Origin of the sequence: Paraglaciecola sp. L1A13 (assembly GCF_009796745.1) — a bacterium.
Taxonomy (GTDB): Bacteria; Pseudomonadota; Gammaproteobacteria; order Enterobacterales; family Alteromonadaceae; genus Paraglaciecola.
This window is the reverse complement of sequence record NZ_CP047024.1, coordinates 4,457,683-4,475,460: the sequence shown is the minus strand read 5'-3', so window position 1 is coordinate 4,475,460 and position 17,778 is coordinate 4,457,683. Positions and strand designations below refer to the sequence as shown.

Genomic DNA, 17,778 nt, shown 5'->3' with positions numbered 1-17,778 from the left:
TACTATGACTTTTTTACGCTGTAGTGGCATCAAATTCATTACCTTACTCGTATGTATGTGGACGGTACCGACAGGGGCGCAAGTGACACAAAATGAACCGCACGAATCAGTGTTAAACAAGTCTAAATTAGATGTACAGGTCGCGCAGATCATGGATAGCTTGCATATCCCCGGCGTTGCCTTAGGCTTGATTAAAGACGGTCAGGTGGTGATTAAGCAAAGCTATGGGGTGAAGGACATTCGCAGTAAGGAGCCTGTTACTGCACAAAGCCTGTTTAAAATCGCCTCGAATACTAAGGCATTCACAGCAGCGGCGTTAGCGATATTGGTCGATGACGGCAAGCTTAACTGGGACGACCCGGTCGTTAAACATTTACCTGATTTTCAGTTACACGATCCGTGGATAAGCGCGCACTTTACGATTACCGATTTACTTACTCATCGCAGTGGTTTGGGACTAGGCGCAGGAGATCTAATGCTTTGGCCCGAGCCGTCAAGCTTTAGCCGAGAAGAAGTGGTGCATAACCTGCGTTTTCTCAAACCTACTGGCCAGTTTCGAGCAGATTATGCCTACGATAATTTGCTTTATATTGTCGCGGGGGAAGTCGTGGCTGCTGCGAGTGGACAAAGTTGGGAGCAATTTGTCGAGCAGCGTTTATTCGCCCCTTTAGGCATGCAGCACTGTTTTGCAGGTCACATACCCAAAGCGCAGCAAACCTCAGCTGCGACACCACATGGCATAGTAAACGGTAAATTAGTGACTGTTTTGCGTGACGTGGACACCAGTAAACCTAATGTTTCCGGTGCTGCTGGTGGCATTCAATGCAGCTTAGAGGACATGCTTATTTGGGCGCAACTGCAGCTCAATCAAGGTGTTACAGCGGATGGAAAACGTTTGTTTTCAATGACCCAGCATCAAGCAATGTGGTCAGCAAAAACCATTATGCCGGTATCAAGCACAGACCAGTATTACAACAACAGCCATTTCAGTGCCTATGGCTTAGGTTGGCGCTTGAATGATGTTGATGGTCAGTTGCGCGTTCACCACAGCGGTAGCTTAACGGGTATGTATTCTTATGTGACGTTTTTTCCTGAATTAGACTTAGGCATGGTGGTACTGACAAATCAACAATCGAGTGCAGCGCGCAGCGCACTTATGTACAGCCTAATGAAACCTTACTTGGGTGACAGTAAAACGGATTGGCTTGATGTGTTCGCACCTAACACGTCGTCTTTAGATAACAAAACCGCAAAAGCACAATCTTCCCATGTTGAGCGGCTAAACGATCAGTTCTCAAAAACCAAACCAGTCTTAATTAGCGACCCTGAACTTCAAACTGCTTTAGGCAACTATCGCGACTATTGGTTAGGGGATTTTTATGTAGAACAGCGAGATGGGCGTATTCAATTGCGTTCTAACCGTGTCGTGAAGTTAATTGGTGGGCTATTTGCAGACAATAAAACAGATCGCTATTTAGTGCGTTGGGACGACAGAAGCTTAGAGGCTGACGTGTACGCACAGTTCCATCGAGATGAGAACGCACGGGTAACGCACATTGAGCTGATCCCTGTATTTTCCGATATCGATTTTAGCTACGATTTTCAAGATCTGAACTTGCGCAAAGTTAAAGAGTAACCATCTGATTTAAATCAATTTTTCATCTATATTCTGGGGCGCATTTTTAGGCCTCAGTTTTCACAAAAATTATTATCATTTTTTTGCAAAAAAATGTTGATTTAATCTACGTAACGCCTATATTCCGCTCCAATATCATTGCCCAGACCATCCTACCGATGTGGCAAGCATGAGCTGTTGATTAATAATTGATTTTGCTTGGCTTGTTGCACTTTTATGTGCCCTAAATACAAGTCAAATTGCTATTTGGAGCGCTATAAAATGTTTAAAACCATAGTTGTTGTAGATAACGCCGATGGCTTCCCAAGTTTGGATGCTACGGTTATCGATTTCGCCCAATATCTTGCTGATTACCCTAAGGTCGGTGAGCCAAAAACACGTATCATTAACTTATGCGATACCGATAAATATTTGAGTCAGGGTTACTACTGCTCTTTACTGGCTGAAGCGCGCCAACATAAAGTGTTGCCAAGCGTAAACACCATCAATGATTTGAGCGAGTCATTAACCGATCAAGCTAATATGCTAACGCCTGTACCAAAGTATATGAGCACAGATTTATATGCACATATCGGTGATGAATTACCGGCGGAAATTTTAGTGTTTTTCGGCTGGTCACAAAATGAACGTCACAAGCGCATTGCTAAGCATATTTTTGAGCGCTTTCCTGCGCCTATTTTGCGTTTGTCGTTTACCCGAGATGAAAAAGGCTTAAGTGTTCAACCTCAAGCGTTAGGTATCCGTGAAATAGATTCTAGCTTATGGCCTTTATTTGCTGAACGTTTGGAGCATTTCACTCAGAAATATTGGCGCAGTCGGAGTAACAAAAAACGGTTCCGTTGGGATATGGCTATTCTGGTGAATCCAGAGGAAAAAACCGCTCCTAGCGACCCTAAGGCGATCCAAAACTTTGTTAAAGCCGCTGAGCAAGTAGGCATCAATGCTGAGGTTATCACCGCAAAACAAGGGCCGATGATCAGTCAGTTCGACGCCTTGTTTATACGAGAAACCACTGCGATTAATCACCATACCTATCAACTTGCCCGAAAAGGCGAGCAAGAAGGGCTTGAAGTAATTGATGATGCGACCTCTATTTTACGTTGTTGCAACAAGGTGTTTTTACATGATGCGTTTAGCTACAACAAGGTGCCGTCCCCTAAGAGCCGATTTGTGTCCAATTCCAGTGACGAAACCTGTGAATTGATGGAAGCTGAGTTTAACTACCCGATGGTGTTGAAGTTGCCTGAAAGCTCGTTTTCAATCGGTGTATTTAAAGTAGAAAACTTGGTTGAATTAAAGCTGAAGTTGGTGGAAATGTTACGCCAATCAGCCTTAGTGTTAATACAAGAATTTGTGTACACAGATTTTGATTGGCGCATTGGGGTATTAAATGGCCGAGCGATATACGCATGCCGTTACTTTATGGCGCGTAACCATTGGCAAATTTATAATCATAGTTCGAAGAAACACTTCTCAGGTGATTTTGAGACGTTACCGACTTTCGAAGTACCTAAGCCTGTGCTCGACGCAGCAGTTAAAGCTAGCGCCATTGTGGGTAAAGGCTTGTATGGCGTAGACATTAAACAAGTTAACAATCAAGTTTACGTGATTGAAGTAAATGACAACCCAAGCTTGGAGTCTAAAGTTGAAGACTTATACTTAGGTAAAGAGTTATATATGTTGGTGATGCAAGAATTCGCTAACCGTCTTGAGTTACGAGGCAAATAAGATGTCCACTGGGCACAAAAAGCAACAAAAAAGCAGCCTACCCACACGTATTGCTCCTACTGGGGGCAATGCAAAAGAAAGTGGTATAAATAAAAAAAGCGAGTTGACTATTCGCGGTGCTGAGCTGGATGATATTGCTCAGCTTGTGGAGTTGGAAAATGCTAGTTTTGAGTCAGACCGATTAAGTCAGCGCCGGTTACTGCATTGGCTTAAAGCAACCGATAGTCACAGAGTGTTTATGGTAGCAACCCATAATGACATTTTGCTCGGGTATGGCTTGGTTATTATGCGCAAAGGTACGCGATTGGCGCGGCTTTATTCAATTGCCGTGAGCAGTCATGCGCAAGGTTTGGGGGTGGGTAAAAAGCTATTGCTTGCACTTGAGGAAAAAACCTTAGAGCAAGATAAGTTATTTATGCGCCTTGAAGTTGCCACCAATAATACGGGGGCAATTAAGCTATACGAGAGCTTGGGATATCGCACTTTTGGTACGTATGCTAATTACTACCAAGGTTCAATCGATGCGTTACGTATGCAAAAACCGATACGCCAGAGTCTGTCATTGCAAACATTGCCAGCTTATCCTTGGTATAAGCAAACTACGGAGTTTACTTGCGGGCCGTCGGCTTTAATGATGGCTATGGCAAACCTGAATAATGAGTTGGATATGTCACAGTCTCTGGAATTGGACATATGGCGCCAGGCGACAACTATATTTATGACGTCAGGTCACGGTGGTTGCCACCCTATTGGGTTAGCACTTGCTGCCCATCAGCGTGGCTATTCGGTTACCGCTTATGTGAATACCAGAGCGCCATTATTTATTGATGGTGTGCGCAGTGAACATAAGAAATACATAATGCAGGCCGTAGATCGGCAATTTTTACAACAAGCTAAGGCCCAGGGGATCAAAATTATCTACTCGGATCCTGACGTAAATGCCTTGCAAAAGGGCTTAGCAAAAGGGGCTGCGGTCATTAGCTTAATTAGCACGTATCAGCTCGATGGGAAAAAAATACCGCATTGGGTAACAGTTACACACATAGATGAGGATTGTTTGTACCTGCACGACCCGGATCCAGACGATTTACACCCACAGCCCATGGACTGTCAGCATATTCCTATTGCCCGTGAAGATTTTTACAGTATGTCTGCATTCGGTAAAAGTAAATTGCGTACTGCGTTGTTAATTTCAAAATAGATAATAAAAACAAAATCTTAAAGCCTGTCCATGACAGGCTTTTTTGGTTTGCGTGGCAAAGCGGTGGGACAAAAATTATTGTTCCTGGGTCACCCAATATATTTATTTTCATGTGAATTTACTTATGGCCTAAGTTTTGCTTTCCTACATCCGTTGTGAAATTTCCCGAGACAGCTTCCTAACGCTACTAATTTCAATGAATCGATGTGATAAAATGGTAGGTACGATGCTACTATTCACATTGCATTTTCGGATGATCACTCAACCAACTCACTGGTGGTTGTTAATAGGTTAGCTAATCACAACGGTCGACAGACCCTAGATAAGAAATAAAGCTAGAAACTGAATTAACAGTTACTCAACAAAAAAGGAAACAACGTGTCTCAAATATTATTAGTCGATGATGATAAGGAATTTACCGACGTAGCCAGTAATATTATCGAGTTTTTAGGCCACGACGTAGAAGTTGCCAACAGCTTGGAAGAAGCTTACAACTGTTTGGAATTCGAACAGTTTGATCATATATTGCTTGATTTTATGCTGCCAGATGGCAGTGCGTTGCATTTAATAGACAAGTTAAATACCAAAGCTAAAGTACCGTTTGTGACCTTGATAACAGGGCATCCGTCGGTTAAAAGTATTATCGCTGGCATGTGCGGGCCCAATGTTAATTACCTCGTTAAGCCGCTGCAGCGTGAAGATCTAGAACAAGTTTTGTCGGGTAAACCTAAAGCCAATAAAAAGACTAAGTCATCGTCCATTACTAAGCACTTTGGTTGCCTAGTGGGTGAGTCTGCGCCGATGCAAGAGCTATATGAGATGATAGAGCGGGTTGGTAAAACCAATGCTAACGTTATGCTTATGGGTGAAAGTGGTGTCGGCAAAGAAGTAGTTGCCCATGCTATTCACACAGCCAGTAATGTCGAGGGCCCATTGGTCGCAACCAACTGTGGCGCATTATCTCGCGAACTTATTGGCAGTGAGTTATTTGGCCATGAAAAGGGGTCATTTACTGGCGCAGTGGGGCGCAAGATAGGCGTGTTTGAACAAGCTCAAGGCGGTACATTATTTCTTGATGAAATCACCGAAATGCCACTAGAAATGCAGCCAAATTTGTTACGAGTACTCGAAAGCAAGCGTGTTACCCGGGTTGGAGCGGTAAAAGACACGCCAGTTGATTGCCGCGTTATATCAGCCACTAATCGTACGGTTGAAGAAATTGCACTGAGTAAAGTACTACGTGAAGATATCTATTTCCGCTTGGCTGTTTTCCCTATCACGATACCGCCGCTGCGTGAACGACTAGCGGATATCCCTTTGTTAGCTACCGCATTTATTGAACAGTTAAACGCCGAAAACGACACTAATTTTGAATGGCAGAATGCTCAGCTCGATCAATTAAAAGCTTATGGTTGGCCTGGCAATATTCGAGAGCTGCGTCATGCGATTCACCGTGCTTTTATTATGAGCGATCCGGCCACGAGTCACATTATGCTACCAAAGAATTTCGAGTCGCCTTTTGCTAAAAGTCAGACTACATCGAATCAAGTTACGGCAGGACAAACCATTGATGATGTTGAAAAAGAGCTTATCCGCGTGACATTAGAGAAAGTTGAGGGCAATAAAACCCTAGCTGCTGAAATGCTCGGCATCAGCACCAAAACCTTATACAACCGCTTAAATGCTTGGGAAAGCCAGGCTCAGGGGTAAGCTATGCAACCAACAACTGACGCACCATTACCGACTACTAATTCGTTAATTCATGACGTGCGTAATCCACTAAACCGTATTTCCATGCAGGCAGAAATGGTTAAGCTTGTCTTGGAAAACGATATGCCGAAAGAAAAGGCCATCGCGGCATTAGATAAAATATTGGTTGCCTGCCAAGACAGCAGCGCAGCCTTGCAAAAATTAGCGGAGCATTCACGTTCTGTTGCAGAGTCGTAATATTCTATTCGTTGACTCATTTGTAACGAATTAAAGTCACATTAAAGGACGAACATGCGCGTTAAACGGTTATTTGGTAACACCACTGCCACTTGGATCATCATCTCTATCATAGTGGTAGGAATTATCGGTATTAATTTATCTATTGCACTTGGTACGGTGAACCAATTGTCTTCAGTGCAAACCAGTCTCGATAAAACCAGTAACATCATTATGCGCTTAGAGAGTCTGCACCTATCCGTCGTGGTCGCGGAATCCGGACAGCGTGGTTACTTGTTGACCGAGTATGAAGAGTATTTGAATCCTTACCATACCGAGTTAAAAAGTTTAGATGAAAAAATAAAGCTGGTGCGAGATATCGAATCAGATATCAGTGGCCAAAAAGAGCTGATAGCAGAGTTGCTTATACTGGTTGATGAGAAAATATCTGAGCTAACAAGTAGTGTCGATTTGGCGCTACGAGAGCGTGAAAAGTCTGCGTTACGGCAAGTTATGACTAATCGGGGTCGTGACTTATATCGAGAAATTCGAAAAAATATCAAACTGCTGGTTGATAAAGAATATGCTCACAGACGCACTTTATACAGTGAGTTAAAAAATATTCAGCGAGACGCAAAGGTTAACTTTGGGGTGTCGGCCATTACCAGTGGCTTGCTTGTCATCGGGATGTTTTTGATGGCTCGTATCAATTTACGTATCAGTACCCGTTACCAAGAGGGGCTGGAAGAACAAAACGAACAGTTGCTGGAAAAAGTTGCTCAGCGCACCCAAGAGCTAACGGTGTATTCCGAGGAGCTTTCTCGCAGTAATCGGGAGCTAGAAGATTTTGCCTTTGTTGCATCCCATGACTTGCAAGAACCGTTACGTAAAATTCAGGCCTTTAGCGATAGGTTGACCACCATTTATAAAGATAAGCTTGATGAACGAGGAGTCGATTATATTAAACGTATGACCACCGCTGCGTTTAGAATGTCGACGCTAATCAACGATTTACTTGAGTTTTCTCGTATTACCACCCGAGGCAAAGATTTTGTTGAGGTTGAGTTAGACGAGGTATTTGAAGAGGTTCTTGGGGATCTCGAAATAGCCATCAAAGAGAGTAATGCCCAGATCAATGTGGCCCCTCTACCAAAAGTGTGTGCTGATCCGAGCCAAATATATCAACTGTTTTTAAATGTACTGTCGAATGGTTTGAAATTTCGTAAAGTTGATCAACCACCACTTATTAATGTGCTGGTCGAGCAAAAAGATATTTATGATGAATTACAGCACATTGATGTGCCCAGTTGTATCATTACGATAAAAGACAATGGAATAGGGTTTGAACAAACCTACGCTGATAAAATATTTTCACCGTTTCAGCGTTTACATGGACGTACAGCATACAAGGGGACAGGTATTGGCTTAGCCATTTGTCGACGAATTGTAGAGCGCCATGGCGGGACGATCGTCGGGCATAGCGCGCCTGATGAGGGCGCAACATTTATCGTTACCTTACCAATTGAAGCGGTCGTTAACAAATACATGGGAGAGTAAAGTGCCTTATTCAAAAGCAAAACCGATAGTAATATTAATGGCCGATGATGATGAAGATGATCGTCTATTGGCGCAAGACGCCCTGCGAGAAAGTCGCGTACTGAACGAGTTACACTGTGTGGAAGACGGTGTGGAGTTATTAGAGTTCTTGCGCCGCGAAGGCAAGTTTAGTGACAAGGATGCCGCGCCGCGCCCAGGCCTTATTTTACTCGATTTAAATATGCCGCGGATGGATGGTAGAGAAGCGTTACAGCAAATTAAACTCGACCCCGAACTGCGTAGTATTCCTATCGTTATTTTGACCACCTCAGTGCAAGAGGAAGATATGGTCAAGGGCTACGACCTAGGCGCCGCATCGTATATTACTAAACCTGTCACATTTGAAGGATTAGTCGCATTAATGAGTGCACTAGGTAAATACTGGGTAGAGTTTGTTGAATTACCCGTGAATAACGGGTGAACCAGAGGCTAGCAGGCAACCATGTCTAATTCAATTTCACGTTTGCTTTTGGTCGAAGACGACGAAGATGATTATATCTTAACGCGAGATTATATAGAGCAATTAAGTACCCTAGAGTTTGAAATTGATTGGGTTACCAATCAGCATGATGCATTAGCTGAAATGGCAAAGAATCGCCATGATATTTGTTTATTAGATTACCAATTAGGCGCGGAAAATGGGCTAAGTGTTCTAACGCTGGGCATTGAGGCGGGTTTTACTTCTCCCATCATCATGTTGACTGGACAAGCTGACGAAGAAGTTGATATGGCTGCACTGGACGCCGGTGCGGTTGACTACATTATTAAAAGTGAATTAAACAGTAGTCGTTTTGCTCGAGCGATCCGTTACGCCCTTGCACGTCGTGAAATAGAAAAAGAGCGAGTAGACCGATTAAAAGCAGAAGCAGAAAATCGCTCAAAAGACCGATTTTTAGCTCATCTTAGTCACGAGCTACGCACACCATTAACGTCTATTTTGGGTTATACCGAGTTGTTGATGGACTCAAAAATTGGTCAAGCAGCCCATGCTGAGCTCGGGATCGTGCTAAGTAATAGTAAGCATTTATTGAGTTTGCTAAATAATATGCTCGATCTGTCAAAAATTGCTGCTGATAAACTTGAGTTGAACATCAGTGAAGTGAATTTAGATGCCCTAGTAGCCGATGTATACGCGTTAATGAGTATACCTGCCGCAGATAAAGATCTTACGCTTACGGTCTGCTCTGAGACGCCCTTACCTTTGAAGATTAATACCGACGCAACCCGTTTCCGCCAGATACTCATTAACCTTATCAGTAATGCCATTAAATTCACCGAGCAAGGTGGCGTGACGCTTACGCTTTGGTATGAAAAGCAACAAGGCGCTGATTTATTATATTTCTCAGTATCTGATACTGGTATTGGTATCCCGAAAGAGCAATTAGGTAGTGTATTTAAACCATTTGAACAAGTGGCTGATGTTGTGTCTCGCAGACAAGGTGGTAGTGGGTTGGGCTTGGCTATTTGTACTGAGCTAGTGGCGAAAATGGGTGGCGACATGAGTTTGGAGTCAATATTTGGTTCGGGTAGTTGTTTCACTGCTCATATTCAGACTGGTGATGTAAGCGACGTCCCCCACGAACTGCTTAAATTTGACGCTAAGCCATTGCTGGTTAAAGACGTAAAGACACCGCGTTACCAAGGCAAAGTGTTAGTGGTAGATGACGTAAATGACATTCGCATGCTGGTCGGGCATATGGTGTCAAGCACTGGGCTGCTGGTGGAGTATGGTAAGAATGGCTTAGAGGCATTAGACAAAATCACTGATGCAAGCAATGACAGCCAGCCTTATGATTTGGTATTGATTGATATACATATGCCGGTGATGGACGGATCCGAAGCAATTAAACAGATACGCCAAAATGGTATTGCAGCGCCGGTGGTTGCTATGACTGCTGCCACGATGAAAGGGGTACGCGATCAATTGATTTCCCAAGGGTTTACTCGTGTTTTAGAAAAACCAATTAACCCTGAAGCATTGATGAGCGTACTCGATACATATTTGCCTGTTGAACCAAATGAATCGCTAAGCCCAAACAGCCATTTTCTCAACGAGTTAACAAGCGACGAATCATCCCTGCGTCAAAGCAGCAAGCAGCAGCATATACTGCTGGTAGAAGATGATGTTGATGCCGCTGATATTACCGCGTTATTGCTCAAAAACTTAGGTGTATCAGTCCATATAGCCCATTCAGGTAAAGAATGTATCGATATTTTCAAGCAACGAAACGACTGGAGTAAGGTATTACTGGATTTAAACTTGCCTGACGCTGATGGCTTGAGCTTAGCAAAAGAATTGCGTCAGAGTGCACCACAAGTCGAAATGGTCATTCTAAGTGGTGAGCAGCCTGACAATGCTAAATTAATAGAAGCTGACATATCCAAATTTATTTTAAAACCAATCAATATGCAGGTATTAACGGACCTCGTTAAAGACTAGTTTGTTAAGTTACTGACAATACGTTCACTTTATCGTCTGTTACTCTCTACTTAGTCGAGCAAATTCAAAGCTTATTTAATCCACTGCACTCAATTTTTGTACATCTGCGTATTAAATCATTATAAAGAGAATTCACTGGGGCTAGATAGTAGCAGTATCAGGGGTTTAACGCCCCAGCCCCAGCGAAAACGGGTGCAAGTTAACAGCGAATCAAAGGCGCTAACTCGGCAAACGGGTTTATGACTAATCCTTTGGCATATCGTTAATTAAATTGAAAAGCAATTTCCGTGCAAATTCGTAACCATCTGAATTTAAATGATTATTTTTATATTCATTTTTCTCTATGCACTAAACTGTGAAATAACACGACAACTTATAGAGCATCAACAAGATGAAATTATCCATTGTTACTCAAAGACGACTTTTTCTGACTTTTAGGATGAACGAATTTTCGTAATAGCACGGGCAGTAAAGTGGTATCGGTTACAAAGGCTAGCAACATGGCCAAACAGGTTAGTAGTCCGAACAATATACTGGGCACGAAGTCGGAAAAGCTAAGTAGTGAGAAGCCAACAGCAATGATGGTGGTGGTATAAATTAGTGCATACCCCACGGACTTGAACGTCCTTTTAATCGCTTTACTGGCGTCAGCATTCTCTTTATTTAATTCTTCAAGATATCGATGCACGAAATGAATGGTGTCATCGACAGCTATCCCCATGGCAATCGCTGAAATCGTGATTGTCATTAAATCTAATGCGATTCCTAACCATCCCATTACGCCTAAAATGACTAAGGTAGTCAGAATGTTGGGGATAACCGCGATAACAGCCACTTTAATAGAACGAAATATCACTAACAAAACCAAAGTGAGCGCGCCGAAGACTAAGCCCAGAGTCATGATCTGAGAGGAAAATAAACGCTGTAAAATGTCCTGATAGAGCACAAACAGGTTGCTTAGGCTGTAGCTGTCAGGTGCGATGTCGAGCATCTCCAAATCGTTTCGCAAAGTATTTAGGAATTCAGCGCGATTGAAATTCTCGGTGCTGTCCTGAATACGGGTACTAATACGTAACTGATTATTTTCAGGGTCGAAATAAGCCCCTAACAACTGATCAGTGAGAGATTCATCAAGCAAGGTATAAATAACCGTTAATTCGTATTCGGTGAGTGGCTTTCCGTTATTTATTTGTTTCGCTAGCTCAGTGAAGTTCACCACTGAGGTGATATTGCCTGTTGCTTTGTATTGACGCATCACGTGCTGAATTTTTTGTAAAGTTTGAACCGTTTTTGCACTCATAACTAAGTCATCACGGCGTTCATTTTCTGGAATGGTGTAAATCAAATCCAATGGTGTGGAGCCGCCAAATTCTCGGTCAATAAACTCTAATTCGGTACGTACTTGTGTCGATTCTTTGAAGTAATTTAAAAAGCTGTTTTCCACATTGAGTTTAAGAATGCCGAATATGGCGCCACTACTGATAATAAGGGTAATCAAAATAATGAATGTGGGGCGTCTTAAGGTGAAATTACTAATAGCGGAGACAACATATTGGCTGAATCGACTTTCGTGACTATCTCCCTTGCGCTTAAACGACGCTAACACGGCAGGGAATAGCAATAGGCTAACGGAGATAGATACACCCATCGCTACTATCATCATCCAGCCAAAGCTAACCACAGGCTGTATGCCGCTAAATAATAACGAGGCAAAGCCAACGCTTGTGGTGATCCCTGCGTACAGGCAAGGCTTGAATTTATTAATAAAGGTTTGACGCAGCAGGCTTTGCTGGCTGGCTTCGCTGTCTTGCTCCTCTAGTTGACGGAACTCCACAATAAGGTGAACTACCACCGCAAGTGTTAGAATTAACTGCAATGCAATAAAGTTTGAAGAGATAACCGTTGCTCTAAAATCAAGCAATCCGAATAAGCCAACGGTTAGAAGTACGCTTAATCCGCAGCACAGTAGTGGCAGTACCACCCAGCGAATCTTTCTAAACAGAACGAACAATATCAAACAAATTGCTAGGCCAATAGCGCTGCCAAACACCAGTAAGTCACTTTGAATTATGTCGATCATTTGCTGACCAAGTACATAAGCACCACCTAGATATAAGTCAGCGTCATCTTTAAATGGCTCAATTATCTGGTATATCTGCTTAATTTCTTGTTGGCGAGTCTTTTTTAGTTGCTCTTCAATGGGCTCAGCCTGTCTCTTGAGCTTTTCAATTCTTTGCTCATCTTGTTCACTTAATTTGCCATCAAGAACCTTTTTTTGAATGCCAATAATCTTGCTCTGTATATCTCTTAACTCTGTGTTTGGCTTGAATACAATTTGCATGGCCGTAGCAGTTTGATCTTTATTCACCAACAGGTCGGTAAACAAAGGGTGATCGGTGAACACCTCACGCATTTTATCCGCGGAGTAATGATTGGCCTGCCAAGTTAATTGCTCAGGTTTAAGATCTGGGTCAAGCTTGCCCGATAAGGACAGCAAAGGCACATTGAGTATATTGGTGACCTCAGATACTCTCGGAATAGTTTTGAGTTCGCTGGATATTTGTTGGATATCATTGAAAGACTGTTGACTGAATACAGGACGATCTTTCGGTTTGTAGGCCACCAAGATAAACTCTTGTGGCGAAAAACGCTCATTCATCACCTGGGTTTCTACAAACATTTTATTGTTTTTTATCAGTAAGGTGTCCGCCGAGGCGTCAATCTTAAATTGCTGAGCTGACCATGCTGCAAGCCCACCACCGATAACGAATAAAAGCAGAATAAGCTTGGCATGACGGATAATCATATTGGCTAAAGATGCACTCATGAATTGCTTACTCCGGTTGCGATGCTGAAGCATCGCCATCTATGTTCTGTTCATTGGCGCTGTTAGCGTTACCCATTTTCTTCGTTTCCTGCTGCCCATTTTTGTTATCTGTGTTTTCGACTGGGAATTGCTGATCGCGCAACATGTTTTGCATATAGAGGTTTCGGAAGAACACATAAGGATCGTTGGTTTCGCTGCGCAATTTCTCATAGGTGGGTGCTTGAGGAGCAAAAGCGTGAAAGCCACCGTAGGACTGGATATAGATAGTTTGCGGGTTTTCAGTAGCGTACTGAATAGGATTGAAAATAGACTCAGTAATGGTAGAGAACCCATTACGTAAATCGGATTGACCCAGAATAGGTAACACCAAATAGCTGCCATATCCCACGTCGTATTTGATTAAAGTGTCGTTAATTGTGGTCACATTTTCGTCTATCTCAAACCACGCGGTCGCTGGGTCAAAAAAGCCGAGTAATCCAACCGTTGTATTGATAAGGAACCGGCCAACGCTTTTACCACTATCACCGACCTCACCTTGGAATAACTGATTTAAGGCATTTAAGGGCTCTCGAATATTGCCAAAAAAATGTCCTACACTGGTTCGTACTGGATCGGGAACTATCTTTGTATAGCCATTTGCTGCAGGAATTAGTATGTACTCAAACAATTTATCGTTGAATGCGAAGATGGGTCGGTTGATAAACTCTAATGGATCTTCAAAAGCGAGGGGGATGTTATCCTGGACTGCCTGCTCGTTGCTAGGCGCTGCATAGCTAACAACGGTTGGCTCAATGGACTGGGTACCGTGAGAGCTCTTTATTACCAACTCACTGCCAGCATTATTTGTTGTTTCAGGTTCGGTTATAGCGTCGGGTGTGGTGTTAGAGCTACAAGCACCTAGAAATAAGGTCGCACAGAAGATGCTGCTGACGAGAATTTTGTTCAGTATATGTGTAGTAGGCAAACCGTTATTCCTCTGCAATTGAAAGTGCGAATACTATAAAAAGTGTTGTTATTTATTTTATATCTCACCCGATATAGCACCCTGCTATTAAGTAAGATACAAGATTTATTCCAGTATTAAATTATTGATTTAAATTGATAAAGTGATTTTTAAGTAGCACAGGGCTACGGCCATCGGAAAAAACTACGCAGTGATTACGACAAAGTTACCGATACGGCTCACCGCCCACAGGTTTAATGACCATTAAAATCACTGCATTCAAAAAATTATTATAATTACCTTTATTTATCATGATGTTGGTGTTGTTGGTTCGGTAATTGCTATGTTCTTTACAATATTCGTAAAAGCTTTTTTAAGGACTACTTATGCAGCATAAATCATTGTTTCTAGTATTTTTTTCCGTATTTTCTCTCATAGTGTTAGGTGGATGTGCCACCACGACCGACGCCACTGTTGCTCAAAAGCGTCAGGCTGTACAAACCATGAAAGACCGAGTGCTTACGGAGTTATTCGCACTTAAGCCCAGTGTGCGCTCACAAATTAATAGCGCCCCAGGGTTCGCGGTGTTTGATAATGCTAATGTGAACCTAATTTTAGCCAGTTTTGGTGGTGGTTACGGTGTGGTAACAGATAATCAAACAGGTAAACAAACTTACATGAAAATGGCTGAAGTAGGATTAGGATTAGGTGCAGGCGTCAAAGACTTTCGTGCCGTATTTGTATTTCATAACGAAGCTGTTATGTCGCGTTTCGTAGACGAAGGTTGGGCGTTTGGTGCCCAAGCTGACGCTGCTGCTAAAGCGGGAGACAAGGGCGTTGCGAAAAGTGGTGAGGTTACTGTTGATAACATCACCATATATCAGCTAACCGAAAGCGGTTTGTCGTTACAGGCGACAGTGAAAGGGACTAAGTACTGGAAAGACGACCAGCTAAACTAATCTACAATTTAAACGTTCGGGAGAGCGCCTACTTAAGGTTCTCCCCACTTGTGTTTTGCGGATGTATTTGGCCAACTTGTAGTAACGGGGCAGCGTCCAAGGCGTCTGCATCCATCATTTTAGCGATGCGCTGCATCGTTGATACCAGCTGAGTTTGCTCCCATTCATCTAAGGCTTCAAAGCGTTTAATGAAATGCTCTTGCAATAACGTTGGCGCGTTATTAAATGCATTGGTACCTGTCGCTGTTAGCCTAACGCCGACTTTACGCTTATCTATGGTCGAACGCTCACGTACCACGTACCCCCGTGCTTCTAAACGGTCCAAAATACTGGTCACGGTGGCAGAACTCAAATTGATGTGATTGGCAATATCTTTAACCATCACATCATCATTGTTGAAAATTTCTTGCATGACGATCAGTTGAGGACTGGTTAAACCAGATTCTTTACTGAGTTTTTTCGAGTAAAGGTCTATCGCTCGTATAACACGGCGTAGTGAAACCAGTAACTCATCGTATTTTCTCATCTTTTTTACCTGCATTGTCAGTAACGGGCGAACCCTAGCAAATTTCCCATCGAATGCAACTTAAAGCACTTCTTCTCTTGTTAAAAATGGTATTTAAAAAATAACGCGTCGGCCTCGGGGAGATCAATGCTGGCGGCTATCTAGCCGACGCTAAACAAGACTGTTTTTCAGTGTTGGGTCAACTTATTAGGCTTAGTGATGCGGATTTAAATTTGATCTTTGGGCAGTAATTGAGCATAATGCTTCGTGCACTAATTAATAGACCTGTAATTATATGTGCACAACTCATTATTCATCTACGGAGATAAAATGCAAATCCTCAAAGCGATTGGCAAGACGCTTAATCAACCTGCCACTTTACTCGTTAATGCAATTTTTCATAAATTGAGCTTTTGGTTATTGACCTGCATTTCCTTGTTCGTCCTCGCTACCGGCAGCCAATCTCGCGCTCGCACCAAAAGCCAAATTTCTACTAGCCACTAGTTAATACAATATGAGTTATATTTCTTTAGCAGTATATTTTATCGCTATGCTGGGAATAGGCGTGTTTGCCTACCGTCGTTCTACCGGTGATATGTCAGGTTACATCCTGGGCGGTCGGCAGGTTAGTCCACAAGTGACCGCCTTATCAGCGGGTGCATCTGACATGAGTGGCTGGATGCTTATGGGTCTACCTGGCGCCATGTTTGTGAGCGGCTTTGATAGCATGTTTATCGCCATTGGTCTGCTTATAGGGGCGCTAGCTAATTATATTTTTGTGGCACCTAAATTGCGTGTCTATACAGAAGTAGCAAACGACGCACTGACCATTCCAGAGTTTTTTGCTAAACGGTTTAACCGTAAAGCTAGCAGCATCAGGATAATCTCTGCGGTTATTATCGTGTTATTTTTTACGTTATACACATCTGCAGGGTTGGTGGCTGGTGGTAAGTTGTTTGAATCGGCATTTGGTTTGGATTATCAACTCGGGTTGTTTATTACCTTGAGTGTAGTGGTTTCTTACACGTTGTTGGGCGGATTCTTAGCGGTCTCACTAACGGACTTTGTACAAGGTTGCATTATGTTTGTCGCCTTGGCGCTAGTGCCAATTGTCGCTTATCAGCAGTTTACTGATGGCAACGAAATGCTCGGGTACGCCTATGAGTCTATTCCGACCTTCTCGCAAACTTGGCGTGATGTGACATGGTTAGGACTGCTGTCTAGCTTAGCATGGGGATTAGGCTATTTCGGTCAACCTCATATTATTGTGCGTTTTATGGCTATTCGGTCTGTATCAGCAGTTAAAACTGCACGCACCATCGGTATGAGCTGGATGACAGTGACGATCATTGGTTCGTTATCCACAGGTTTAGTGGGCGTGGCCTATTCGAATAAATTTGGTTTGGCAGTAGATGACCCTGAGACCATTTTTATTATTTTTTCGGAATTACTGTTTAACCCGTTGATCAGTGGTTTTTTATTGGCAGCTATTTTAGCGGCTATTATGAGTACGATATCGTCGCAGCTTTTGGTTTCAGCTAGCTCTCTTACTGAAGACATATATCGCTTGAAAGCAAAGGGCGAAGTGAGCGACGAGCAAACGGTGAAAATGGGCCGTTACGGTGTAGCGGGTGTAGCAATCGTAGCTTTGTTGTTATCACTAGATAGTAACAATAGCATTTTATCATTGGTCAGTAACGCGTGGGCGGGTTTTGGCGCCGCGTTCGGACCGTTGGTGTTGTTTTGCTTATACAAAGCAAATTTAACCCACAAAGCTGCTGTAGCCGGCATTATTTCAGGCGCCTTGACCGTATTGGTTTGGATTTATGCGCCGCTGCTACCCGACGGACAAACGCTTTCGAGTGTGATGTATGAAATTGTCCCCGGCTTTATTGTTAGTGCCACTGTGATATGGCTCGTTGATCTATTCGGTGACGAACCAAGTGAAGCCACAGTTGCCATGTTCGACGAAACTAATTTAGTTTTAGCTAAACAACATTCAAATTAAGGAAACATT

General features: G+C 42.9%; 14 protein-coding genes. 11 read left to right on the top strand and 3 right to left on the bottom strand.

Translation table 11 applies throughout. The annotated features are described in order from the left end of the window. Window positions 1–4 precede the first annotated feature (4 nt). From GQR89_RS18965 to GQR89_RS18930, 8 genes are all read left to right on the top strand, one after another. Window positions 5–1,636, top strand: a complete 1,632-nt coding sequence (locus GQR89_RS18965) for a serine hydrolase (RefSeq protein ID WP_233269021.1) — start codon at window positions 5–7, stop codon at window positions 1,634–1,636. A 261-nt stretch (window positions 1,637–1,897) separates the two neighbouring features. Next, the gene (locus tag GQR89_RS18960; protein ID WP_158771560.1) at window positions 1,898–3,364 is read left to right on the top strand and encodes a RimK family protein; all 1,467 of its coding nucleotides are present in this window, start codon (window positions 1,898–1,900) and stop codon (window positions 3,362–3,364) included. A gap of 1 nt (window position 3,365) precedes the next feature. Next, window positions 3,366–4,565, top strand: coding sequence for a GNAT family N-acetyltransferase/peptidase C39 family protein (locus GQR89_RS18955; protein WP_158771558.1), 1,200 nt, complete (start codon window positions 3,366–3,368; stop codon window positions 4,563–4,565). Window positions 4,566–4,943: 378 nt separating this feature from the next. Further along, complete coding sequence (locus GQR89_RS18950) at window positions 4,944–6,275, top strand: sigma-54 dependent transcriptional regulator (RefSeq protein WP_158771556.1); 1,332 nt, start codon at window positions 4,944–4,946, stop codon at window positions 6,273–6,275. 3 nt (window positions 6,276–6,278) lie between these two features. Next, window positions 6,279–6,512: a histidine kinase gene (locus tag GQR89_RS18945; RefSeq protein ID WP_158771554.1), complete on the top strand. Its 234-nt coding sequence runs from the start codon at window positions 6,279–6,281 to the stop codon at window positions 6,510–6,512. A gap of 54 nt (window positions 6,513–6,566) precedes the next feature. Beyond that, window positions 6,567–8,048: an ATP-binding protein gene (locus GQR89_RS18940; protein ID WP_158771552.1), complete on the top strand. Its 1,482-nt coding sequence runs from the start codon at window positions 6,567–6,569 to the stop codon at window positions 8,046–8,048. A 1-nt stretch (window position 8,049) separates the two neighbouring features. Then, complete coding sequence (locus GQR89_RS18935) at window positions 8,050–8,508, top strand: response regulator (RefSeq protein ID WP_158771550.1); 459 nt, start codon at window positions 8,050–8,052, stop codon at window positions 8,506–8,508. A 21-nt stretch (window positions 8,509–8,529) separates the two neighbouring features. After that, window positions 8,530–10,527 (top strand): response regulator, encoded by a 1,998-nt coding sequence (locus GQR89_RS18930; protein WP_158771548.1) that lies wholly within the window; start codon window positions 8,530–8,532, stop codon window positions 10,525–10,527. A gap of 397 nt (window positions 10,528–10,924) precedes the next feature. On the opposite strand, the gene GQR89_RS18925 is transcribed toward GQR89_RS18930, so the two are convergent. After that, entirely contained in the window at window positions 10,925–13,354 is a 2,430-nt protein-coding gene (locus tag GQR89_RS18925; protein WP_158771546.1) for an RND family transporter, read from the bottom strand. A 7-nt stretch (window positions 13,355–13,361) separates the two neighbouring features. Further along, the gene (locus tag GQR89_RS18920; RefSeq protein ID WP_158771545.1) at window positions 13,362–14,318 is read right to left on the bottom strand and encodes a VacJ family lipoprotein; all 957 of its coding nucleotides are present in this window, start codon (window positions 14,316–14,318) and stop codon (window positions 13,362–13,364) included. A 365-nt stretch (window positions 14,319–14,683) separates the two neighbouring features. On the opposite strand from GQR89_RS18920, the gene GQR89_RS18915 reads away from it, so the two are divergent. Continuing rightward, window positions 14,684–15,256 carry a YSC84-related protein gene (locus GQR89_RS18915; RefSeq protein ID WP_158771543.1) on the top strand — a complete coding sequence of 191 codons (573 nt, stop codon included), beginning with the start codon at window positions 14,684–14,686 and terminating at the stop codon, window positions 15,254–15,256. Between the two features lie 28 nt (window positions 15,257–15,284). Here GQR89_RS18915 and GQR89_RS18910 read toward each other — a convergent pair whose 3' ends face one another. Beyond that, complete coding sequence (locus tag GQR89_RS18910) at window positions 15,285–15,782, bottom strand: MarR family winged helix-turn-helix transcriptional regulator (protein ID WP_158771541.1); 498 nt, start codon at window positions 15,780–15,782, stop codon at window positions 15,285–15,287. Window positions 15,783–16,091: 309 nt separating this feature from the next. Between GQR89_RS18910 and GQR89_RS21390 the strand changes: the two genes are divergently transcribed. After that, the gene (locus tag GQR89_RS21390) at window positions 16,092–16,265 is read left to right on the top strand and encodes a hypothetical protein (RefSeq protein ID WP_199271342.1); all 174 of its coding nucleotides are present in this window, start codon (window positions 16,092–16,094) and stop codon (window positions 16,263–16,265) included. 10 nt (window positions 16,266–16,275) lie between these two features. Next, on the top strand, window positions 16,276–17,769 hold the full coding sequence (gene putP, locus GQR89_RS18905; protein ID WP_158771539.1) for a sodium/proline symporter PutP: 1,494 nt from the start codon (window positions 16,276–16,278) through the stop codon (window positions 17,767–17,769). Window positions 17,770–17,778: the final 9 nt, after the last annotated feature.